25 protein-coding genes and 1 pseudogene are annotated in these 21691 nt (G+C 69.8%); 9 read left to right on the forward strand and 17 right to left on the reverse strand.

Features of this window, described 5'->3' with window-relative positions:
- Positions 1–128 (forward strand): annotated as a pseudogene (locus J3476_RS28090) (thiamine-binding protein); the annotation flags it as partial.
- 323 nt (positions 129–451) lie between these two features.
- Positions 452–1834: a 13E12 repeat family protein gene (locus J3476_RS25245; RefSeq protein WP_207069048.1), complete on the forward strand. Its 1383-nt coding sequence runs from the start codon at positions 452–454 to the stop codon at positions 1832–1834.
- A 40-nt stretch (positions 1835–1874) separates the two neighbouring features.
- On the opposite strand, the gene J3476_RS25250 is transcribed toward J3476_RS25245, so the two are convergent.
- Together J3476_RS25250 and J3476_RS25255 are read right to left on the reverse strand one after the other, a co-directional pair.
- Complete coding sequence (locus J3476_RS25250; protein ID WP_207069057.1) at positions 1875–2195, reverse strand: metal-sensitive transcriptional regulator; 321 nt, start codon at positions 2193–2195, stop codon at positions 1875–1877.
- Between the two features lie 32 nt (positions 2196–2227).
- Complete coding sequence (locus J3476_RS25255) at positions 2228–2863, reverse strand: DUF305 domain-containing protein (RefSeq protein ID WP_163672624.1); 636 nt, start codon at positions 2861–2863, stop codon at positions 2228–2230.
- A gap of 79 nt (positions 2864–2942) precedes the next feature.
- Between J3476_RS25255 and ilvD the strand changes: the two genes are divergently transcribed.
- Together ilvD and J3476_RS25265 are read left to right on the forward strand one after the other, a co-directional pair.
- Entirely contained in the window at positions 2943–4652 is a 1710-nt protein-coding gene (ilvD, locus tag J3476_RS25260) for a dihydroxy-acid dehydratase (RefSeq protein ID WP_163672622.1), read from the forward strand.
- Positions 4653–5267, forward strand: a complete 615-nt coding sequence (locus J3476_RS25265; RefSeq protein ID WP_163672620.1) for a LysE family translocator — start codon at positions 4653–4655, stop codon at positions 5265–5267. It abuts the gene before it with no gap.
- 23 nt (positions 5268–5290) lie between these two features.
- Here J3476_RS25265 and J3476_RS25270 read toward each other — a convergent pair whose 3' ends face one another.
- Genes J3476_RS25270 through J3476_RS25285 form a run of 4 tightly spaced genes read right to left on the reverse strand, consistent with a single transcriptional unit; the run spans position 5291 to position 8130 of the window.
- Complete coding sequence (locus tag J3476_RS25270) at positions 5291–5572, reverse strand: GlsB/YeaQ/YmgE family stress response membrane protein (protein ID WP_152514965.1); 282 nt, start codon at positions 5570–5572, stop codon at positions 5291–5293.
- A gap of 36 nt (positions 5573–5608) precedes the next feature.
- Positions 5609–5995 carry an SRPBCC family protein gene (locus tag J3476_RS25275; protein WP_163672619.1) on the reverse strand — a complete coding sequence of 129 codons (387 nt, stop codon included), beginning with the start codon at positions 5993–5995 and terminating at the stop codon, positions 5609–5611.
- Between the two features lie 24 nt (positions 5996–6019).
- Positions 6020–6793 (reverse strand): DAPG hydrolase family protein, encoded by a 774-nt coding sequence (locus J3476_RS25280; RefSeq protein ID WP_163679769.1) that lies wholly within the window; start codon positions 6791–6793, stop codon positions 6020–6022.
- Positions 6790–8130 (reverse strand): FAD-binding oxidoreductase, encoded by a 1341-nt coding sequence (locus tag J3476_RS25285; RefSeq protein ID WP_207069049.1) that lies wholly within the window; start codon positions 8128–8130, stop codon positions 6790–6792. Before J3476_RS25285 ends, J3476_RS25280 begins: the two co-directional genes overlap by 4 nt.
- A 66-nt stretch (positions 8131–8196) precedes the next feature.
- Between J3476_RS25285 and J3476_RS25290 the strand changes: the two genes are divergently transcribed.
- Positions 8197–8955, forward strand: coding sequence for an IclR family transcriptional regulator (locus J3476_RS25290; RefSeq protein WP_163672615.1), 759 nt, complete (start codon positions 8197–8199; stop codon positions 8953–8955).
- On the opposite strand, the gene J3476_RS25295 is transcribed toward J3476_RS25290, so the two are convergent.
- The 5 genes from J3476_RS25295 to J3476_RS25315 all read right to left on the reverse strand — a co-directional run bounded on the left by J3476_RS25295 (position 8952) and on the right by J3476_RS25315 (position 12878).
- Positions 8952–9617 (reverse strand): O-methyltransferase, encoded by a 666-nt coding sequence (locus J3476_RS25295; RefSeq protein WP_163672613.1) that lies wholly within the window; start codon positions 9615–9617, stop codon positions 8952–8954. The two genes, J3476_RS25290 and J3476_RS25295, sit on opposite strands and share 4 nt — an antisense overlap.
- A 28-nt stretch (positions 9618–9645) precedes the next feature.
- Complete coding sequence (locus tag J3476_RS25300; RefSeq protein ID WP_163672611.1) at positions 9646–10200, reverse strand: TIGR04338 family metallohydrolase; 555 nt, start codon at positions 10198–10200, stop codon at positions 9646–9648.
- Positions 10197–10946: a DUF2786 domain-containing protein gene (locus J3476_RS25305; protein WP_163672609.1), complete on the reverse strand. Its 750-nt coding sequence runs from the start codon at positions 10944–10946 to the stop codon at positions 10197–10199. Before J3476_RS25305 ends, J3476_RS25300 begins: the two co-directional genes overlap by 4 nt.
- Positions 10947–11025: 79 nt before the next feature.
- The gene (locus J3476_RS25310) at positions 11026–12039 is read right to left on the reverse strand and encodes a hypothetical protein (RefSeq protein ID WP_207069050.1); all 1014 of its coding nucleotides are present in this window, start codon (positions 12037–12039) and stop codon (positions 11026–11028) included.
- On the reverse strand, positions 12036–12878 hold the full coding sequence (locus J3476_RS25315; RefSeq protein ID WP_163672604.1) for an alpha/beta hydrolase: 843 nt from the start codon (positions 12876–12878) through the stop codon (positions 12036–12038). The genes J3476_RS25310 and J3476_RS25315 overlap by 4 nt, the downstream gene beginning before the upstream one ends.
- 52 nt (positions 12879–12930) lie before the next feature.
- Between J3476_RS25315 and J3476_RS25320 the strand changes: the two genes are divergently transcribed.
- Positions 12931–13956 (forward strand): sigma-70 family RNA polymerase sigma factor, encoded by a 1026-nt coding sequence (locus tag J3476_RS25320; RefSeq protein ID WP_163672602.1) that lies wholly within the window; start codon positions 12931–12933, stop codon positions 13954–13956.
- A 93-nt stretch (positions 13957–14049) separates the two neighbouring features.
- On the opposite strand, the gene J3476_RS25325 is transcribed toward J3476_RS25320, so the two are convergent.
- Positions 14050–14505: a MarR family winged helix-turn-helix transcriptional regulator gene (locus J3476_RS25325; RefSeq protein WP_163672600.1), complete on the reverse strand. Its 456-nt coding sequence runs from the start codon at positions 14503–14505 to the stop codon at positions 14050–14052.
- A gap of 97 nt (positions 14506–14602) precedes the next feature.
- Between J3476_RS25325 and J3476_RS25330 the strand changes: the two genes are divergently transcribed.
- Entirely contained in the window at positions 14603–15370 is a 768-nt protein-coding gene (locus J3476_RS25330) for a pirin-like bicupin family protein (RefSeq protein WP_163672598.1), read from the forward strand.
- Positions 15348–16715: a sorbosone dehydrogenase family protein gene (locus tag J3476_RS25335; protein ID WP_207069051.1), complete on the forward strand. Its 1368-nt coding sequence runs from the start codon at positions 15348–15350 to the stop codon at positions 16713–16715. Before J3476_RS25330 ends, J3476_RS25335 begins: the two co-directional genes overlap by 23 nt.
- On the opposite strand, the gene J3476_RS25340 is transcribed toward J3476_RS25335, so the two are convergent.
- A complete protein-coding gene (locus J3476_RS25340) occupies positions 16716–17165 on the reverse strand; it encodes an SRPBCC family protein (RefSeq protein ID WP_207069052.1) in 450 nt (149 codons plus the stop codon).
- A gap of 218 nt (positions 17166–17383) precedes the next feature.
- On the opposite strand from J3476_RS25340, the gene J3476_RS25345 reads away from it, so the two are divergent.
- Positions 17384–18466, forward strand: a complete 1083-nt coding sequence (locus J3476_RS25345; protein ID WP_207069053.1) for a phosphodiester glycosidase family protein — start codon at positions 17384–17386, stop codon at positions 18464–18466.
- On the opposite strand, the gene J3476_RS25350 is transcribed toward J3476_RS25345, so the two are convergent.
- Genes J3476_RS25350 through J3476_RS25365 form a run of 4 tightly spaced genes read right to left on the reverse strand, consistent with a single transcriptional unit; the run spans position 18459 to position 21613 of the window.
- Positions 18459–19220 (reverse strand): fructosamine kinase family protein, encoded by a 762-nt coding sequence (locus J3476_RS25350; protein WP_207069054.1) that lies wholly within the window; start codon positions 19218–19220, stop codon positions 18459–18461. The two genes, J3476_RS25345 and J3476_RS25350, sit on opposite strands and share 8 nt — an antisense overlap.
- Positions 19221–19227: 7 nt before the next feature.
- Positions 19228–20088, reverse strand: a complete 861-nt coding sequence (locus J3476_RS25355) for a mammalian cell entry protein (RefSeq protein WP_207069055.1) — start codon at positions 20086–20088, stop codon at positions 19228–19230.
- Entirely contained in the window at positions 20055–20633 is a 579-nt protein-coding gene (locus J3476_RS25360) for a mammalian cell entry protein (protein WP_322486637.1), read from the reverse strand. Before J3476_RS25360 ends, J3476_RS25355 begins: the two co-directional genes overlap by 34 nt.
- A complete protein-coding gene (locus J3476_RS25365) occupies positions 20630–21613 on the reverse strand; it encodes an RDD family protein (RefSeq protein ID WP_207069056.1) in 984 nt (327 codons plus the stop codon). Before J3476_RS25365 ends, J3476_RS25360 begins: the two co-directional genes overlap by 4 nt.
- Between the last annotated feature and the right edge of the window lie 78 nt (positions 21614–21691).

Here is a 21691-nt window from a genome sequence, read left to right on the forward strand (position 1 = left end):
AGCAGGCCGTCGACGCGGTCGCCGCGGTCTCACCACGGGTCAGCCTCGTGCTCAAGGCCGACATCCGCCCCGGCTTCACCGGTCAGCTCACCGCGAAGGTGCAGCGCATCGAGGACGCACTGGGCTGAGCCACGCCGGGTATGGGCCGGGCATGGGCCGAGCCACGGCGGGCCTGGGCCGAGCCATGCCGGGCGATGGGCGGTGCCACACCGAGTAGCGGGCTGAACCACGCCGAGTCGCGGGGAGCCACACACCCAACGCGCTGAGCCCAGCCGAGTAGCGGGCTGAACCACGCCGAGTCGCGGGGAGCCACACACCCAGCGCGCTGAGCCCAGCCGAGTTGTGCGCGGAGCCCAGGCCGAGTTGTCCCCAATCGCGGATTCATCCACAGATCGAGCCGTTCACAGCGACAGCAGCCGAGGTTCGCACAGACGTTCGATACCGTCGGGTCATGGGTGAGTTCGTCACCGCCGAGGCGGCACAGGAGCGGTTCATGGCGCTGCTCGACGCGGTCGACGCCGCCCACGCCGAGATGCGCGCGTTGTCCACCGATGACGTCGGCAGCAGGTTTCGCGCGCAGGTGGCCGAGCGCCTGGAAACGCAGCACCGCACCAACCGGGGGCTGATGTACCGCGTGGTCGGCGAACTCGCCGATCCGCCCGACGAGACCGCCCCGATGCCGGATCTGGTCAAGCGGCTGGCCGCGCGGTTGCGCATCTCCGATCTCGAGATCAAGCGCCGCATCAAGGTGGCAGAGAAGATTCGGCCCCGCCGCCAGATCACCGGCCCTCCGCTACCACCGCTGCTCCCCGCGACCGCAAAGGCGGTGGAAGCCGGGGCGATCGGCGACGATCACCTGGCCGTCATCAGCGAAACCATGAAGAAGCTGGCGTCCTCCACCTCCTCCGACGAGCGTGCTGAAATCGAAGCCAGGCTCGCCCGCGCAGCCAGCAAGCACGACGCCGCGTTCGTCAAGGAACTCGGCACCCATCTCGATGACCTGTTCAATCCCGACGGACACTTCGACGAATCCGACCGAGCGCGCAGACGCGGCCTGGCCCTGGGCCCGCAGCAGCCCGACGGCATGTCGAAGCTGTCCGGCTGGATCGACCCGGAGACGCGGGCCTACCTCGAAGCCGTCACCGCAGCGGTCCGGCCGGGCCGGCACCTGCCCGACGGCTCGATCGAAGAGACGCCCGATGACCGCAGCATGTCTCAGCGCCGCCACGACGGTGTCAAACTCGGCCTCAAGGCCGGCATGGCGTCCGGGCAGATGGGTTCGCACCGCGGACATCCGGTCACCGTGATCGTGCGCACCACGCTGGCCGAGCTCCATCAGGCCGCCCACGCCATGACGGACCCCGCGGTGCCAATGCCCCCACCGGCCCGCACCGGCGGTGGTAGCGCGCTACCCATGCGCGACGTCATCCGCATGGCTGTCGACGCCATCCACTACCTGGCGGTCTTCGACGACCACACCGGGCGCCCGCTTTACCTGGGTCGCGAAGCCCGCATCGCGACCACCGACCAGCGCATCATCTGCTACGCGCGCGACGGCGGCTGCACCCGGCCCGACTGCCTGCAACCCGGCTATCACTGCGAGGTCCACCACAGCCCGGACTGGAATGCTGACGGACGCACCGACGCCGACGCGCTGTTCTTCGCCTGCGGACCCGACCACGCCGAGGTCACCAAGGGTCATCTCACGACCCACGTCACCGCCGAGGGCCGCCTGGCCTGGTCCGACGGCACCACACCCGCGCGGATCAACCACGCGCACCACCCCGACGAACTACTGCGCGGTGACCCCGATCCGCCTGATCCGCGGAGCTAGGTTTCAGAATCGCGATGCTGGCTTTGACCAGCCCCGCGATTCAGGAACGCACCAGTCGGGCGATGGCCGCTGACGCTTCGGCGAGCTTCGCGTCCGCCTCGGAACCGCCACTCGCCACGGCGTGGGACACACAGTGGCCCAGGTGCTCATCGAGCAGACCGAGCGCGACCGACTGCAGAGCACTGTTCACCGCACTGATCTGAGTGAGCACGTCGATGCAGTACTTGTCCTCGTCGATCATCCGGGCGATGCCGCGCACCTGGCCCTCGATGCGGCGCAGCCGCTTGGCGTAGTTCTCCTTGTGGGCCGAGTAGCCGTGTCCTCCGGCGTCGGACTGGTCGGTGACCCGATCGCGGTTCACCGGTTGGTCATCACTCACGATTGGTTGGTCGCTCACGGCCGAATCTCCTCCAGCATCTGCTGCATCTGGGCGATCTCCGCCTCCTGGGTGGTGATCATCATCTCGGCCATCGCGATGGCGTCGACGTTCTTGCCGTCGGCGACCTCCGCCTTGGCCATCTCCACCGCGCCCTGGTGATGGCTGATCATCGACTCCAGCCACAGCCTGTCGAACTCGGGGCCTTCCAGCGACTCCAACCGCGTCATCGTGGCCTGGTCGACCATGCCTTTCATGGCGTGCTCGGCGTGCGCGGCATGCTCACCGCCGTTCTCGCCACTGCCGATTTCGGGGTTCTCGTTCCACTGGACCAGGAACACGTTGAGGATGTTGATCTCCGGCACCTGCGTGGCGGTGATCTCGCTCGCGAGCCGGCCCAACTCGTTGTTGGCACTGCGCTCGGGAACCATCGCGGCGAGGTCGACCGCCTGCTTGTGGTGCGGGACCATGTTCGTGGCGAAGGCGACATCGGCGGCGTTGTATCCCGCGGGCTCGCCGGTGATGACCGGTTCGTCCGTGGTGGGATGGCTTGAATGCCCGGCGTCCGCCGTGTCGCTGCCACACGCGGTCAACAACAATGCCAGCCCGAGCGCGGCCAACCCGGCGACGAAGCGACTGGTCAGGGAACGCATACCGGACAGGGTACAGGTACCCCGAGGGGGTACCTCCAGCGGTTTGTCCGGGCCAAACACCCGGGCGCATAATCGACGAATGCCCTCAGATCCCGGTACGCAGCCAGACATCAAGCCCCGTAGCCGCGACGTCACCGACGGGCTCGAACGCGCCGCTGCGCGCGGCATGTTACGAGCGGTCGGCATGGGCGACGACGACTTCGCCAAACCGCAGATCGGTGTGGCGTCCTCGTGGAACGAGATCACCCCGTGCAACCTCTCGCTGGACCGGCTCGCCAAGGCGGTCAAGGACGGGGTCTTCGAAGCCGGCGGCTTCCCGATGGAGTTCGGCACCATCTCGGTCTCCGACGGCATCTCGATGGGCCACGAGGGCATGCACTTCTCGCTGGTCTCGCGCGAGATCATCGCCGACAGCGTCGAGACCGTCATGCAGGCCGAACGGCTCGACGGCTCGGTGTTGCTGGCCGGCTGCGACAAGTCGCTTCCCGGCATGCTCATGGCTGCCGCGCGCCTCGATCTGGCCAGTGTCTTCCTCTACGCCGGATCGATCCTGCCGGGGCGGGCGAAGCTGAGCGACGGCACCGAGAAGGACGTCACGATCATCGACGCGTTCGAGGCGGTCGGGGCATGCGCCCGCGGCCTGATGTCCCGCGAGGATGTCGACGCCATCGAACGGGCCATCTGCCCGGGCGAGGGCGCCTGTGGCGGCATGTACACCGCCAACACCATGGCTAGTGCGGCCGAGGCCCTGGGCATGTCGCTGCCCGGCAGCGCCGCGCCGCCGGCCACCGACCGTCGTCGCGACGGGTACGCCCGCAAGAGCGGGATGGCCGTCGTCGAACTGCTGCGCCGCGGCATCACCGCCCGCGACATCCTGACCAAAGAAGCGTTCGAGAACGCCATCGCGGTCGTGATGGCGTTCGGCGGCTCCACCAACGCGGTGCTGCACCTGCTGGCCATCGCCTATGAGGCCAACGTGAAGCTGACGCTGGAGGACTTCACGCGAATCGGGGCGAAGGTGCCCCACCTGGCCGACGTGAAACCGTTCGGCGCCTACGTGATGAACGACGTCGACCGCATCGGCGGCGTTCCGGTGGTGATGAAGGCGCTGCTCGACGCCGGCCTGCTGCACGGCGACGTACTGACGGTGACCGGAAAGACGATGGCCGACAACCTTTCTCACATCGCGCCACCCGACCCCGACGGCAAGGTGTTGCGCGCGCTGTCGAGGCCCATCCATCCCACCGGCGGTATCACGATCCTGCACGGTTCGCTGGCGCCTGAAGGTGCGGTGGTCAAGTCCGCCGGCTTCGACTCCGACGTGTTCGAGGGCACAGCGCGGGTTTTCGAGCGTGAACGAGCCGCCCTCGATGCGCTCGAGGACGGCACGATCACGGCCGGCGACGTCGTGGTGATCCGCTACGAGGGGCCCAAGGGCGGCCCCGGTATGCGCGAGATGCTCGCGATCACCGGCGCGATCAAGGGGGCCGGGCTGGGCAAGGACGTGCTGCTGATGACCGACGGCCGATTCTCCGGCGGCACCACCGGTCTCTGCGTCGGACACGTCGCACCCGAGGCCGTGGACGGCGGCCCGATCGCGTTCCTGCGCGACGGCGACCGCATCCGACTCGACGTCGGCAAGGGCACACTCGACGTTCTGGTCGACAAAGACGAATTCGATGCCCGCAAAGCGGGTTTCGAGCCGCTGCCGCCGCGATACACCAGCGGTGTGCTGGCCAAGTACACGAAACTGGTCGGCTCCGCGGCCGTCGGTGCTGTCTGCAGCTAGATGACTGTCGCGTTCCTGCTCACCACGCTGGTCGTGGTCGCCACACCGGGTACGGGGGCGCTGTACACGGTGGCCACCGGCCTCGCCCACGGCAGCCGGGCCGCGGCCGTCGCCGCGCTCGGCTGCACGCTGGGCATCGTGCCGCACATGCTGGCCGCGGTCACCGGTCTGGCGGCTGTGCTGCACAGCAGCGCGGTCGCGTTTCAGACGCTCAAGTATCTCGGCATCGCATTCCTGCTCTACCTGGCGTGGTCGATGTGGCGCGACGACTCCGAGTTCGTGCCCGTCAACCAGCCTGCGGCGCCGCCAGGCACGTGGCGCATCGTCGGCACCGCGGTGGCGGTGAACCTGCTCAACCCGAAGTTGACGCTGTTCTTCTTCGCGTTTCTTCCGCAGTTCGTGGCACCGGACGAGGGCTCGGCGGTGACCCAGATGCTCCGGCTCAGTGCGGTGTTCATGGCGGTGACGCTCGTCGTGTTCGCCTGCTACGGAGTGTTCGCGGCGGCGGTGCGCGACGAGGTGACCCGTCGACCCGGGGTGGTGACGTGGCTACGTCGCACCTTCGCCGTCAGCTACGTGGCGCTGGCGGCACGCATGGCAGCCGCGTCGCGCTGACGCGTCAACGTCGCGGTGACCTCCTACACCTTCGGATTGGCGTTCTTGCGTCCGGTGATGCCCAGATACGCGGCGATCAGCAGCACCGCCACGATGATGCCCACCAAGAACGGGATGATCTCGAATCCGCCGTTGCTGTTGGAGTAGCCCAGCGAGTACACCAGCCAGCTGCCCAGGAACGAGCCCAGGGCGCCGAGCACGATGGTCATGATCACGCCGATGTTCTGCTTACCCGGCATCACGAGGCGTGCCAGCGCGCCGACGATCAGGCCGACGATGATGGCGCCGAGAATGGTTCCGATCACTTTGCTCTCCTTGCTCGGTGAGACCTGGTAACGGGATTATTGCCCGCCAGCGCCGGTTTGAACCGCCATCTCGTCGATTCGCCGCAGCGCGATCTGCAGGACGGGCAGGTAGGCCGGGGCCCACAGCGGCGCGCTCATCCACGCCCGGCAACCCGCGCCGTCCGGTTCCACGCTGTGCCCGGTGGCCGGAACCCCGGCGACTCGCCACGACCAGTGTCTGCCCGGTTCGAAGTCGGTGATCGTGAACGGCAGCGGGACACCCACCGGCGTCCACACCCGCCCGGTGGCCCCGTGACGCAGGAAGCCGCCGTCGATCTCGGCGGCCACCACCGTGGGGCCCCAGCGCGGCCACACCTCGGGATCGACGAGGAGGCGCCAGACGTCCTCGGCCGGCGCTGCAATCCGTCTGCTCACTGTCCACACGGCGCAGGGGTAGCCCAGCAGGGCTCAGCTGAACCGTCGGTGAAGTTCCGGAAGGAAGCCGGCCAGGTGGTTCATCTCCTGTGCGCAATGCACCATCAGGTCGCGCGGGTCCGGCAGCTGTCGCGCGGCGATCGGGCGGATCAGGCGGTCCGCCGTCCCGGCCACCCCGCGGACCGTGATCCACGGTCCGCCCATCCAGAAGCGTGAGCGCATCTCCGCGCCGTCCGGAGTCGGGCGCACGTGGTGGACGAACCATCCGATGTCGACCGGAGCCTGCGACGAGCCCAGACGTGCGCAGACGGCGATCTCGTCGGCCGCCGGCGCCAACCCCAGCTCAGCGGGCTCGAGGAACCGGATGGCGGCCTTGGCATAGGCCGATCCGAGGTACTCCTCGATCAGCGACGTGCGGCCGACGTACGAGCCGTCGCCACCGCCGTCGGCCCAGCGCGCCGACGCGTGCGCCCGGGGATGCCACAGCTTGTAGCGTCTCGTCTGGCTGCCGTGCCAGCCGAACCACCACTGCCACATCTGCGGAGTCACCCCGGGCATGTCGGTGCGCACCGACACCTGGAAGCCCCCCGTGCGCAGCCAGCCGTACCCCGTCTCGGTCGGCTGGTAGCCCTCGTCGAGAAGCATTGCGGCCCGGTCGAATTCGAGCAGCACCTGGTCGGCCTGCGGACCGTGCTGCAGAGCTGTGACAACGTGGTCGGGAAGCGCCGCCATCTCGGGGTCGAAGAACGCGCCGTAGTCCGTGTCGGCGTCTCCGTCGCGGTAGCCCAGATAGGCCTGCGCCATCAGGGCCGCCCCATCCACGAGTGGAATCGGCCGTCGGGGTCGTAGTCCGCTCGCACCCGGTCCAGTCTGGCCATCGCCTCGGGGCTCGCGAACGGCGCGGGCCGTTCGCCGAGGTTCTCGTCGGCCAGCTGCACTCCGGTCTGCAGGTGTTCCATCTGCGCCATGTTGGTGCGGGCCCAGCCGGCGTACTCGCCGTCGTCGGCGGCGTCGCGCCACACGCCGTAGAGCGCCAGATAGATGTCGTCCTCGAGGCTGTAGGCCATGTCCTGACGCTGCGGCGAAGGGCCCCAGTTCAGCCACAGGAAATGCGCGGGATGCGGGGGCATGGTCTCGAGAATCCGGGCGATCCCCGGCATGAGGTCGTCCGCCGACGCCGAGGTCCACATGTTGTCGGTGGCGTAGCGGTATCCGCTCGGGTAGTTGCTCATCACGCCCGCGTACCAGGTGTCGAGATCGGCGGGGGCATACGGCACCGCGACCAGTGCCCGCTCCCGCGCCGGGCAGGTTTCCAGCAGCGAGAGCGCCGCGGCCGCTTCGGCTTCGGAGTCGGCGAACACCGGCGAGGCCATCACGATGCCCGGCGTGTCCAGGCCGGCGCCGGGGACGGTGCGCGAGGCGACGATCTGCAATTCCACTCGACGGTCCACGTCCGCGCTGATCGATCGGGCCCAGGGGTAGATCTCGTCTGCCAGCTCGATCGGATAGACGTAGAGACTGCTGCCGCAGACGGGCGGCCGCGGATAGAGCTCGAGGTGGAAAGCGGTGACCACTGCGAAGAAGCCGGGGCCGGCACCGCGCGCCGCCCAGTAGAGGTCGGCGTGGTTGTCCCGGTCGATGTGCAGGCACTGCCCGTCGGCGGTGACCACATCGAGGCCCAGCACGCTCTCGCAGGCCGGCCCGAGCACGCGGCTGTTCCAGCCGTATCCGCCCTGCAGAAGGTAGCCGCCGATGCAGACGCCTTGGCAATGGCCCGCGGGGAAGAACAGGTCCTGCGCCGCCAGCCGTCCGGCCAGCACACTGCCGCCCATGCCCGGGCCGACCACAGCGGTTCGGGAGGACGCGTCGATCGCACAGCCGTCGAGGCGGCTGACGTCGAGGAGCACCCCGCCGTCACGGACGTGGTTGCCGGCCCAGCTGTGCCCGCCGGAACGGACACCGATCTTCAGGCCGTGCCGCTGCGCGTACCGGACCGTGGCGACCACGTCGGCGGTCTCGGTGGCCTGCACCACGACGTCCGGACAGCGCTGCGGCGTGCGCGCATTCCACACGGTGGCTGCTCGGGCCTCTTCGTAGCCCACGTCATCGCGGAAGAAGTGGCGTCCAGCAGGGAGTTCGCTCACAGCGCTGCGCTCCGATCCGGATAATGGACCTTGAAGGTCCGTTCAGCGGATCAATATAGTGGGTTCATGGCGACGGCGGAAGAGAATCGGCAGGTCGATCCGGAGTCCCGCGACGGTCTGCAGGTACTCAGCCGGGCCGCGTCGGCGTTGGACGAGATCGCGACGGCGCCGGGTCAGCTGAGGTTGGTCGACATCGGCGCCCAACTCGGTTTGGCGAAGTCGACGGCGCGCAGGCTGCTGGTCGGCCTGGTGGACGTCGGTTTCGCGGCCGTCGACAGCGCCGGCCGCTACCGCCTCGGCGATCGGCTGCTGGGTCTGTCCAGCGCAGACGGCGCCCACCTGGCAGCGGCGGTGCGCCCGGTGATCGAGGCCGTGGCCGACGCCACGGGTGAGACGGTGGACGTCTCGGTGCTTCGGGGGGACCAGATGTGGTTCGTCGATCAGATCGAGTCGACGCACCGCCTACGGGCGGTGTCGGCGATCGGCGGACGGTTTCCGTTGCTCGGCACCGCCAACGGGAAGGCCGCGCTGGCGGCGCTGGACGACGCCGAACTCGACGCGGTGCTGGCACGCCAGTCCTCTGACATGGCCCGAAGACTGCGGGACCAGATCTCGCCGGTCCGTGCCGGCGGCCTGGCCTTCGATCGCGACGAACACACCGCCGGCATCTCAGCGGCCGGGATCGCGGGCCGCCTACCGGGCGGGCACGTCGTGGCGGTCTCGGTGCCCGCGCCAACGGATCGGTTCACCTTGCGCGAGGAGGTGATCGTCGAGGCGCTGCGCGCCGCGGCGGCCGCTGCGGTCTGGGAGTCGGCGGCCCGCTAGTCGACCAGCGCTACCGCGAAACCGTCCCAACCCTTGGTGCCGACGGTCTGGATGGCGGCGGTGTCCAATCGGGGGTGCGCGCCCATCATCTCGATCATGTCCCGCACGGCGTGCGCCTGCGCGTCCGACGGCGCCGGGTCGAGCACCCGGCCGTGCCGCGCGATGTTGTCGACGACGATCACGGTGCCGGGGCGGCCCAGCGTGATCGCCCATTCGACGTAGGCGATGTTGTTCTCCTTGTCGGCGTCGACGAACACCAGGTCGAACAGCTCGCCACGGCCCTGCAGCTGCGGCAGCGTGTCCAGCGCGGCGCCGACCAGGACCTCCACCCGGTCGGCGACACCGGCTCGGTCGAGGTTGGCGCGGGCCAACTCGGCGTGGGCGGGATCGTATTCGAGTGACACCACCGCACCGTCGGCCCCGACGGCCCGGGCGAGCGCAATGGTGCTGTATCCGGCGAGTGTGCCGATCTCGAGAACCCGGCGTGCCCCGGCCATCCGCACCAACAGCGACAACAGCTTGGCGTGCTGAGCCGACACCTCGATCGGCGGCATTCCCGCGTTGGTCGCGGTGTCGCGGGCCGCACGCAGCGCGTCGTCCTCGGTGTGCAGGAGGCGGGTGAACAGGTCGTCCAACGCCGCCGCGTCGGTGTCGGCAGTCACGATCCGACGGTACCTCCGCCGGCTGCCGCTACCGTGCGCCCTCCTTGGCGTAGACGACCCGCAGGACGTGCGCCACCTCCGGCCCCATGACCGCGGCGGCCAGCTCACAGAACGTGACGACGAACTCGTGTCCGTGCGCGGCGGCTGTCTCGTTCACCTGGTGAACGAGGTGGTGGGCGATCTCGTGCAGCACCACCAGCTCGCGCAGCGCCCACGAGGTACCGCGCTCCGGCACCGCGATGATCGCCGCGGCGCGAGCCTCGTCGCGTCCGTCGGCGTCGGCGGTGCACTCGTAGTGCGCGGCGGTGTGTCCCCGACGCGCACGCACCCGCAGCGGAGAGACCCCCGGCCACCTCTCGCGGACCGCGGGATGGGCCAGCACGTCGTCGACGTACCGCTGCACCGTCTCCGACGACGAGAACCTCGCCTCCGGGGGCAACGTCAACGAGGCGCCGAAGAAGTCCACCACGGGGTTGCCGCGCTCGGCCGCCCGGTCGAACATCGTCCGGACGAAGTTCTCGGCGGCATAGACCCGCGCGCGTTGCACATCGCGGGCCGTACCGCGTCGAGCGTCTCCCGTCATCGCTCCAGGGACGGACGGGCGCCGCTCAGCTCCGAACTCCCGCCAAGCCGCGCCCGCCGGCCCGCCCGGTCACCGGCCTGCCGCGCGGCGGACGAGTACCCGGCGGTCGCACTCGTCGCGCGCCACGTCCCGCGCGCCCGGGAAGCCTGACGGTAGTAGTCCTTCAACTCCAGATCCTTGTCGCGCAGGGCGATCGCGGTGCCCGGCGCCGCCGCCGGACCCTTGGTGGCCTCCTGCTGGGCCTGTTCCCGCGCATCGGCCAGCCGCTTACCGACGCGGGCGCCGAACGCGAGCTGGAAGTTGATCCGGGCGGTGATCGTCGGGGTCGGCCGGTGCGCGCCGGAGGCGATGTAGTCGTTGGACGCCCGCACCATCTGCAGCACGAGGCTCGTGTAGAGCGTGTGGCTGGTGTCGATCTCCTCGGCGAAGCCGTAGGCGTAGACGAACGTGGAGTTGGAGGCGATGTCGCACTTGACGTCGTTGGCGGCGGCGATCAAGACGAAAAGCTGGACGTAAGTGCGCAATCCGCGGGTGCCGGCCTCACCGATGGTGATGGTGCGCTGCACCGGGGCCTGCGCTGCGGTGCGCTTGTCCGAGTGCGAGCGCGCGACGGCGAGATCGATCGACGTCGCGGTGGCCAGCCGCTGGGCTGCGGCCATGAACGCCTCGGCCTCGTGCGGGTTGTCGGTGCCCTCGGCCTGGCGCAGCAACGCGGCAATACGGGCCAGCATCTTGTCGTCTGTCATGGTCGCGAGGTTAGGTCGGCGCTACGACGTGTCCGCATCGCTGTCCCCACAGCGGTTTTCATCCACAGGCCCATCGGTCCTACTTGGTCACGAACTCGTCGAGGGCCGAGACCACCTGCGGCGAGAGCGGCTTCCCGGAGGCGTAGTTGGCGATGTTGTCGGTGGGGTCGTCGCGCAGCACGTGGTTGATGCCGTCGAGCTCGACCAGAGTCAGGTCGGTGTGCCCCAGCGCGTCGACCAGAGGCTGGACGGCGCTGCACAGCGCCTGGTTGTCGGAGTCCGAGCAGGTCACCAACACGGGAGTGCCGGCGGGAATGGCGGCGGCCAGGGCAAGGGGGTCGATCTTGTCGGCTTCGGCCACCGCCTTGACGTTGCCCGGGTTGAGGATGGCGCCGAGACCGTCGGGCAGTTCGGCGGGCGCGGTCCCGTCCGCACGAACCTGCTCGACGGCGGCCTCCCAGGCCGCGATCGTCTCCGGGGAGCCGTCGGCCTTGACCCGGTTGCTGATGATGTCGAGGTAGCGCCCCGGCAGCGGCTGGAACAGGCCCAGCGAGTGCACCGTCGGCGCACCCGGGCTGGTGTCGCCGGCCAGCGTCATCGCATGCACGGTGCCCTCGCCCAGGGCGTAGACCGACAACCGGTCCTGGTCGACGTCGGGACGGTCGGCCAGGAACCGGATCGCGGACTTCGCACCCGTGGTGTAGACGGCGCTGACGACGTCGTTGGGGTTCGCTTCGTAGGGTCCCAGCCCGGTGCGACCGGTGCCGACCTTGTCGTAGCGCAGGCTGGCGACTCCGCGCTCGGAGAGCAGCTCGGCGAGCTGGCGCATGTTGCCGATCGGCCCGGCGACGAGGTTGTCGCCGTTGCGGTCGGTGTTGCCGCTCTCGGAGATCAGCAACGCCGCGGGTCCGCTCTGGTCGTCGTCGCGGTGACGGTAGGTGCCGTGCAGGGTGAGTCCGTCGGCCTCGAAAGTCACCTCCTCGTCGACCCAGGTCGGTGCTGCGTCGCCGCCCGAAGCGTCCGACGAGCACCCGGCCGACAGCGCCAGAACCAACGAAAGCAGCAGCGCCGCAGCAACTTTGAAGCGCGTCACAGCTTCGACTCGATCCAGGCCGTGACGTCGTCGAGCACCAGATTCTGTTCGGGCTCGTTGAACACCTCGTGGTAGAGGTCCGGGTAGCTCTTGAGGTGCACGTCGTCTGAACCCACGCACTCCACCAGGCGCCTGCTGCCCTCGACGGGGATCAGCTTGTCGGCCTCGCCGTGCACCACCAGCAGCGGGGCGCTGATCGCGGCGGCGCGCTGCGGCATCGTTTCGCCGACGCCGATGAGCGCCTTGGCGATGCCGGCGGGCAGCTTGCCGCGGTACACCAGCGGATCGTTCTCGTAGGCCGCCACGACCTGCGGGTCGCGCGAGACCGCGTCGGCCGGCAGGTTCTCGACCGGCAACCCCGGCGCGACCCGGCCCAGCGCCTTGGCCGCCAGCACCATCACCGGGGACACCGAGGCTTGGGCGGCGACGGCCGGGCCGGACAGCACCATGGCCGCGTAGTCGTCGGGGCGCTCGACCCCGTAGGTGAACACGATGGCCCCGCCCATGCTGTGCCCCACGACGATGCGCTTGAGTCCGGGATGCTCGGAGGCGGCGGTCCCGGCGAGGGTGTGGAAGTCGGCGGTGTATTCGGTGATATCGCGCAGATACACCCGCTTGCCGCCGGATCGGCCGTGGCCACGGTGGTCGAGCGCGTAGGTGATCAGACCGGCGTCGGCGAAACGCGCTGCGACGTGGTCGTAGCGACGGGCGTGCTCGGCGTATCCGTGGGCGAGCACCACGACGCCGCGGGGCTCGCGCTGGTCGGGGGTCCACACGTCGTAGACGATGCGGACGCCGCCGACACCGGTGAAACTGTGTTCGGAGTGGGTCACGGCCATTCCCGAGAGACTATCCGGCCTACCCATCGGTGCCTGAACTGCAGGCAGCCGGTTGTCAGACTCACTGCGTAAGCTGCGTCACGTGAGCGTGGTGGCAGTCGAGGACGGTGGGTCCCGGGAGGCGTTCCTGGCCGATGCGCAGCGCTTCCGGCGCGAGCTGCTGGCGCACTGTTACCGGATGACGGGATCCCTGCACGACGCCGAGGACCTGGTCCAGGAGACCTACCTGCGCGCCTGGAAGTCCTACGACGGATTCGAGGGCAAGTCGTCGGTGCGGACGTGGTTGTACCGGATCGCCACCAACACCTGCCTGACGTCACTGGAGGGCCGCAAGCGCAGGCCGCTGCCCACCGGCCTGGGCGCCCCCGCGTCCGATCCGACCGGTGAGATCGCCCAGAATCACGAGATCACGTGGCTGGAGCCACTGCCGGATGCGCCCCGGGAGGATCCGTCGGATCCCTCGGTGATCGCCGAGTCCCGCGAATCGGTGCGCCTGGCGTTCGTCGCCGCTCTGCAGCACCTGCCCCCACGGCAGCGTGCGGTGCTGGTGCTCCGCGAGGTCCTGCAGTGGAAGGCCGCCGAAGTGGCCGAGGCGGTGGGAGCGTCCACGGCCGCGGTCAACAGCCTGCTGCAGCGAGCCCGGGCGCAACTCGACGAGGTGCAGCCCAGCCGCGATGACCGTGCGCTGGCGCCGGAGTCCCCGGAGACCGCCGAACTGCTGGCCCAGTACATCACGGCCTTCGAGAACTACGACCTGGACAAGCTGACCGCGTTGTTCACCGCCGACGCGGTGTGGGAGATGCCGCCCTTCGACGGCTGGTATCACGGCCCCGCCGACATCGTCACGCTGTCGAGGACGCACTGCCCGGCCGAGAAGTCCGGCGACATGCGATTCCTCACCACGACCGCCAACGGTCAGCCGGTCGCGGCGCTGTACATGCTCAACCCGCAGACCGGCCGGCACGAGGCGTTCCAGCTGCATGTCCTCGACGTGCGGGACACGGGGATCGCGCATGTGGTCGCCTTCATGGAGACCGCGCTGTTCGCGAAGTTCGACCTGCCCGACGTGCTGAACTGACTCCCTTCGCCTGGGCACACCTAACCCTCGGGGGCGTGGACGGGTCACCGGGCCCAAGGGAGCGTTGGACGAATCCTCGTCGCCTGGGCGTACCTAACCTTCGGGGGCGTGGCGGCGCAGGCGGCCCAGCACAGTGTCGATCGCCGCGCCGAACGCCTCCAGCTGGGTCGGCGACAGACCGTCGAACACGACGTCACGCACCAGGTCGACGTGTCCCGGCGCCGCGGTGTGCAGCGCCCCGGTGCCGGCCTCGGTGATCGTCACCGTGGCGCCGCGCCGGTCGTCGTCATCGCCTTCCCGGTCCACCAGTCCGCGGCCCCGCATCCGGCGCAGCTGATGCGAGAGCCTGCTCTGCTCCCAACCGATCAGCGAGCCGAGCTCGTTGATCCGCATCGGCCCCCGCTCCGAGAGCGCCACCAGCACGTCGTAATCGGCGAGCGACAGCTCGCAATCGGACTGCAGCTGGCGGTGCATGGCGGTGCTCAGCGCGCCGCTCATCGCCAGATAGTTGCGCCAGACCCGCTGCTGCTCGTCGGTGAGCCATTCCACCCCGCCAGGTTAGCCCGGGAATACATGACGTGTCATGCATGTTGTCGCGTGCAGTACCGGCCACCTAGGCTGGCAAGGACTCCCGAGGAGTGATCGCATGACCAGCCCCCGCAGCATCGTCGACGTCCGTCGCGCCCAGGACCGCGCCAAGACCGAGATCGCCTGGCTCGACTCCAAGCACTCCTTCTCGTTCGGCGGCCACTACGACCCCGACAACACCCATCACGGCCTGCTGCTGGTGAACAACGACGACATCGTCAGCCCAGGCACCGGCTTTGACACCCATCCGCACCGCGACATGGAGATCGTCACCTGGGTGCTGCGCGGATCGCTCGTGCACCAGGACTCGACCGGGCACTCCGGGGTCATCTACCCCGGCCTCGCGCAGCGGATGTCGGCGGGTCGCGGGATCCTGCACTCGGAGAAGAACGACTCGTGGACGTTGACCGGCGAGCAATCACACAGTGAGCCCGTGCATTTCGTGCAGATGTGGGTGGTCCCCGACGAGTCCGGCATCACCCCCGGCTACCAGCAGCTCGAGATCGACGACGAGCTGCTGCGCGGCAACCTGGTCACGATCGCGTCGGGCATGCCCGAGCACCGCGACGCCGCGGCGATCACCATCCGCAACCGATACGCCGCGCTGCACGGGGCGCGCCTGCAGCCCGGTCAGAGCGTGCAGGTGCCCGACGCTCCGTATCTGCACCTGTTCGTGGCGCAGGGCGACGTGACGCTGGAGGGAGCCGGCGCCCTCGAGCAGGGTGACGCGGTGAGATTCACCGCCTCGGGCGGTCAGCGGGTCACCGCGACCGCGCCCGCTGAGATTCTGGTCTGGGAGATGCATGCGGGACTCACTGCGGCGTAAGCGAACCGGAGCGCTGCTGGCGGGAGCGCTGCTGCTGACCGCCGGGTGCACCGGCGGTGGGGAGCCCGATCCGGCCACGCCGTCGGCCGAGCCGTCGACCACCCCCTCGACGGAGTCGCCGACGCCCGGGTCGCCGTCCAGCGCGCCCCGCGACGGATCGGCCCAGCCCCACACGGAAACCGTGACCGTGCAGGCCGGACCCGGTCTGGATGCCGCACCGTTCGACCAGGAACGCCGGGCTCAGGTGCCGCAGGGTTGGACGATGTCGGTGTGGGCGCGCACGGCCCGCCCCCGGCTGGCCGTCTGGACACCGGATGACCAGCTGCTGGTCTCGATTCCGGCGCAGGGCCGGGTGCTGCGGTTCACCCCCGGCCCCGACGGTACGGAGGAGTCGGTGCTGCTCGACGGGCTCGAGCAGCCCCACGGCCTGACCTTCGACGGTTCCACCCTGTATGTCGCCGAAAGCGACCAGATCACGGCCTACGACTACGCCGACGGCGCCGCGACGAATCAGCGGGTGATCGCGGGCGGCCTACCCAATGCCGAGAGTCCGGAGCTGCGGGGCGCGTACGCCCACGCCCTCAAGAGCGTCGCGGTCGGCCCCGACGGCGCCGTCTATTTCTCGATCGGATCGACGGGCAACATCACCGCCGAGGACCGCACCGCCGACCCGCCGCGCGCGACGATCATGCGGGTGCCGCCGGGCGGCGGGCCCGCCGAGCCGTTCGCGACGGGCGTGCGCAACGGAACCGGCCTTGCCGTCGCGCCCGACGGGTCGGTCTGGACCGCGAACAACGGGCGGGACAACGTGGCGTTCCCCGAACCCGGACCGCAGTACGGCCAGGTGCTGCCCGACTACGTCGACGACAACCCGCCCGAGCAGATCGCCCGGCTCACGCCCGGCCGCGAGTTGGGGTGGCCCTACTGCAACAACACCGGCGGGCCGGCCGACCTCCCGTTCGTCCGGGACGTCCAGACCAACCCCGACGGCGAGGAGCTCGACTGCGCGGCACTCCCGCCGGTCGAGCAGAGCATGGGCGCGCACTCCGCGCCGCTGGGGATGACGTTCGTCGACGGCGCGCTCCCCGAGCCGTATGGCCAGGGAGCACTGATCGGTGTGCACGGCTCGTGGAATCGGCAGCCACCACGACCGCCCGAGGTGTCGTTCTACCCGTGGCGCGACGGCACGCTGGGTGCTCAGCAGACCTTCGTCGGCGGCTTCCAGAATCCCGACGGCTCCCGTTGGGGCAGGCCGGTGGCGGCGGTGGCCGGACCGGACGGAGCGGTGTACATCACCGACGACGACGCCGACGCCATCTACCGGCTGGCTCCGCCGCGGCCGTAGCTAACTGGTCACCAGTGCATTCAGCACGGCGGTCAGCTGACGCTGGGTGCCGACCGCACGCTTTTCGAACGCCTTCTTCATCACCGGGTTGAGCAGTCTCGCTGAGCCGTGCATCTCGAGTTCGGCTTCATAGGTGACCGTCGATCCGGCACCGGCCGGCTCGACGGTGATGGTGCCGACCGCCGTCGACGAGCGGCTCTCACCGACGAAAACGACCGAGCGGTCGGTCAATTCGCACAGCTTGTAGGTCGTCTCGGCGGTGACCCCGAGCATCGTCGAGACGTTGTGCCAGTAGGCGCCCTCCCCGACCGGGCCGTTGTCGATGCGTTCGCAGGTGCGCGTGCCGGGATCCCACTGTGCGGCGTGGCCCAGATCCTTGAGGTAGTCGACCACGACATGCGGTGGCGGGCTGACGTCGAAGGTCCGGGAGACTCGGTTAACTGCAGCCATGGGTACCGGATACCCCGATGAGCCGTGCGATCCACGCCCGGACACCGCCTTCCCGGCCTCGGCACCGCCGCGCGGTGCGTGACCTCAGCAAATGCCGCGGCGATGCAATCGCGACGGTCCTGTGATGCTGCTGTGACGAAAGTTGACACCGTTTCTGCTGGGATTACTGTTGTTGTGCCAGTCGTCAAGGCCGGCCCGATCGCCGAGAGGAGCCGCCGGTGCGCAGGTGCGGGGCAAACATCCGCCGGCTCGGCGTCCGTGCGGTGGCCGCCGGGCTGACGGCCGCCGTCGCCGCCACCGCCGCGGCTCCGGTCGCCGGCGCCGCCAGCGCCCGCGAGCTGCTCGCCGCCGCGATCGCCAACACCCAGGGCTCGTATCTGGTGTACAACTTCGGCGGCGGGTTCCCGGCCCCGATGACCGATGCGTCCGGTCGCTCCTACGAGCTGAACAACGGCGGCCGTCTGATGATCATCAAGGCCGCCTCGCAGCGGTTGGCCCCGCGGCTGCTGGCCGATTCGCACACCGGCTATCAGGCTCGGTGTGAACGCGATCCCCGCGCCCGCACCGGCGAAGGGCTGTGGCAGGCGGCCGAGATCTACTCGCCGCTGCAAGCCTGGCAGGCCCTCGGCCAGCCCACCATAGCGATCAATGCCAACTTCTTCGACGTGCGCGGCCAGCAGGGCGGATCGTGGAAGACCACCGGCTGCAGCTCGCCGCTGGGCGCCTACGTCGACAACACCCGCGGCCTGGGCCGCACCAACGTCGCGGTGACGGGCACGCTGGCCTACGCAGGCAAGCAGGGTCTGTCCGGCGGCGACGAGCGCTGGATGGCGCTGTCGACGATGATCCTGCCGGTCGCCGGGGCGCCGTTCGTCGTACCGCCGCGCAGCGATGACGACTACGACGCGGCGACACCCGTGGTGACCGGGCTGATCGACAAGGGCACCCGCTTCGTCGCCGTCGCCGGCCTCGGGCTGCTCGCCCCGGGCGACACCGGCCAGCTCAACGACCCCGGGCCGAGCGCGGCGCGCACCGCGATCGCCTATGTGCGCGACCGCGACGAGATGTACGTCTTCCAGGGCGGCAGCTACACCCCCGACCAGATCCAGGATCTGTTCCGCGGGCTGGGCAGCGACACCGCCGTGCTGCTCGACGGTGGCGGCTCCTCGGCGATCGTGTTGCGTCGCGACACCGGCGGGATGTGGGCGGGGGCGGGCGCACCGCGCGGCTCCTGCGACACGATGGCGGTGCTGTGCGACTCCCGTGAGCGCGCGCAACCGGCGTGGCTGGCGTTCAACTGAGCGCCAGTGCGCTGCGCGCGGCGGCCCGGGTCTGCGCCAGGTAGCCACCGCCGAACAACGCGACATGCGCCAGCAGCGGGAACAGTTGGTGCAGACCCGTGCGGTCACGCCACCCCGACCGCAGAGGATGGTGGCGCTGATATCCCGCGAGCACGGCGTCGAGGTACGGGCACCCGAACAACGCCAACATGGCCAGGTCGGATTCGCGGTGCCCGCCGTGGGCGGCCGGATCGATCAGCACCACGCCGTCCGGTGTCCACATGACGTTGCCGCTCCACAGGTCGCCGTGCAGTCGGCAGGGTTGGTCGTCGTCGTCGAAATCACCGGCGGCGCAACGGTCCGCGACTGCGGCGACGTCCTCGGCGGTGGCGCTGTCCAACGCGGCCCGCTCGGCCATCGGGCGTAGCCGGCGCTCGGCGTAGAAGCTGCCCCAGCTCGCCTCGGCGGCATAGCTCATCGGCAGCGGTTGGTGCAGCGGACCGAAGAACCCCGGCCCCGTCCAGCTGTCCGGGGCGGCCCCGAAGCCGTCGGCGCCGGCGTCGTGCGTGTGAGCCAGACGGGCGCCGAACGCCTCGGCGGCGACACGGTCGGGCGATCCAACCGCCAGGCGCTCGAGTGTCAGGGCAGCGTCGTCGACGGCCACCACCTGCGCGCACGGCACGCCGTCGGCCGCGGCGGACAACCAGCGCAGTCCGGCCGCCTCGCAGGCGAAGAAGCCCGTCGGCGCCCGCGGATTGCGCTTGACGAAGCTCACGGCCCGGTTACAGCTGCGGGGTCAGATCGAACGACGTCACCGTCGACATCCGGGTGATCAGCCACTGGCTGCCGTCGCGCTCCATCGTCAACCGGTAGGACAGATACCGAAGCGACGGGATGTTCTTGGTGACCGGGCTGGTGGCCACGGAGTTGGTGTAGACGATCGCGGTGGCCTGTTCGGGCGCATCGGGCGGGGAGACGCTTTCCACCGCGGCGCCGACCACCTGGGTGTTGTTGGTGACCTGGGCCTGCTTGTTGGGCTCGACGATCGCGTCGATGTAGCGGGTGTACTCCTCGGAGAAGTCGCCGGCGAGGTAGCGCGACGCGCGGTCGGCCAGCGTCGCCATATCCTCGGGGGTGTAGGTCCACAGTGTCGTGATGGCCTCGGCGGCGGTCTGGGCGATCTCGAGCTTGGTCGCTACCAGGGCGCGCTCGGACAGGTAGGGCTGGACCATCGCTCCGGCGAACCCGGCTGACCCGACGAACAGCGCCGCGGCAGCCACCGCCGCCACCGTCAGCCGTCTTCCCGCCGGGCGGTGCGGGACGAGCACGACGTCGTCGGGGTTCCCGTCGGTGGTCTCGTCGGCGCCCGTGGGTGATGCGTCGTCCGCGGCGTCGGGCGACGTCTCGTCTGGACTGTCGGGTTCACCGTCGGTGTCCGCAGACGACGCTTCGTCGGAAATCCCGGGCGACGCCCCGTCAGTGCCCTCCGTGCTCTCGGCGGGTTTCTCGGGGTTCCCGGGCGGCGTCTCGTCGACGGTCGCGGCGGGCTGGGCCTTCCCACGGTCTGCCTTACCGACCGGGGTCTTCGGCGCCTCGGCGGCATCGGCGGTCAGATCACCTGGATCAGGTTGCTGATCTTCCACTGCTGTCCTTCCCTGGTCGTCGTGGCGATCCAGCGGCTGCCGCTCTCGATCGTGGTCTTACCGTCCGGTGTCTTCGACGTCACCTTGGTCGCGACGAGCACGTCGGCGCTGCCGTCGTCGTTCCACCGCTGCACTCCGGCCTCGAGGACGCTGCCGGTGGTGGGTTCGGCCTGTGCGACCTGGATCAGGATCTCGTTGAGCTTGTCGCGGAAATTCTGCTCGAACTCGCCGGTTCCCTCGGCGAGCACCCGGTCGGCGTAGGCGTTGGCGTTGAACGGGTCCAGTGACGTGTACATCGTCATGAACTCCCGCGCGTACCCCAATGCCGCCGCTTCCTCGAGCGCGGCCCGGCGGTCCGCCTCGTGGCGGACGAGCATCAGCGCGCTGCCCACGATCGCCGCAGTGACGACGAGTGCGCATACAGAGGCCACCAGCGCGAGGCCCCAGCTGCGCGGCTTCCTCGGTGGCACATCGAAGTAACCGGCGCCCACCGCATCGTGGACGTTGCCCTCGACGCTCAGGTCGATCCTGCGCCGCGGACTCACTGCCCCGCCTCGCTCATCATCGGCTTCTTGAGCACGGTGAGGCCGGCGACCTGCCATCGGCCTTGCGCGGACCGCTCGAACTCGACGCGCACGGTGGCGGTGATGAACCGCAGGTCCTCCGGGTTGGTGCCGCGTTGCCCCTGCATCGCCAGCAGCATCGCGGCCCGGTCGGGTGTGACCGGCGGATTGGTCAGCACGGCCGACGCGACCGCCCAGTACTCGTTGCTGGTGGCCTGCCCGCTCCGCAGGGCCTGCTGCTGGGCGGTCAGCTGCGGCCGGTAGCCGTCGGTGGTCAGTTGTTGCGCCCGGTCGAAGTCCTCGTCCATCGTGTCCACGCTGTAACTGAGCATCTGCTCGACGATGCGCGGGCCCTGCTCTTCAATCTGTGCACGCGCCTCGTCCACCGCCCGTTCCTGGCGGTAGACGACGGCATAGGCCGCTCCCGCGGCCGCCGCGCACACGACGGCGGCGCCGATGAGCACTGCGGCCACCAACCGGCGTATGTCCCGGTTCGGTGCGACGACGCGGTGCACCTCGGTGCGCAGCAGCAGATCGGCGAAGGTCCGGCGGCGGCGGTCCCAGAGCGGCCACAGCCAGCCGACACCCAGCGCGAGGGTGTCGAGCAGGTGCGCCAGCTCCCGCACCGCCAGCCGCACCACCCCGACCGGCCGCCCGGAGCGGTGCGCAACGCGCAGCCCGAACAGGGCGCGACCCAGCGTCCATCCGACGGCATGCGGCAGGACCAAGCGGTTGACCGCCATCGCGAAGAGCGCCACCCCCGCAACGGCGGTGAACACCCATCGCATCGCGTCGTCGGCCGGAGTCGCCAGCGCCAGCAGCGCCGCGGTCGCGACCACCCCGGCACCGGGCAGGGTGTCGACGAGCAGCGCGCCCACCCGGGCGGACCAGGAGGCCGGCACCGAATCCGGTGTCGACGCGGTCTCCGAATGCTCCGGCGTCGTGTCCAGCACCGCGGTCACGACGTGACCTGGTCCAGGTTGGCGATCCGGTACTGCCCTTCGTCCAGGGCCATCGTCGCCCGCAGGCGGTAGCCGACC

This window comes from Mycobacterium sp. PO1, assembly GCF_017312405.1.
Taxonomy (GTDB): domain Bacteria; phylum Actinomycetota; class Actinomycetes; order Mycobacteriales; family Mycobacteriaceae; genus Mycobacterium.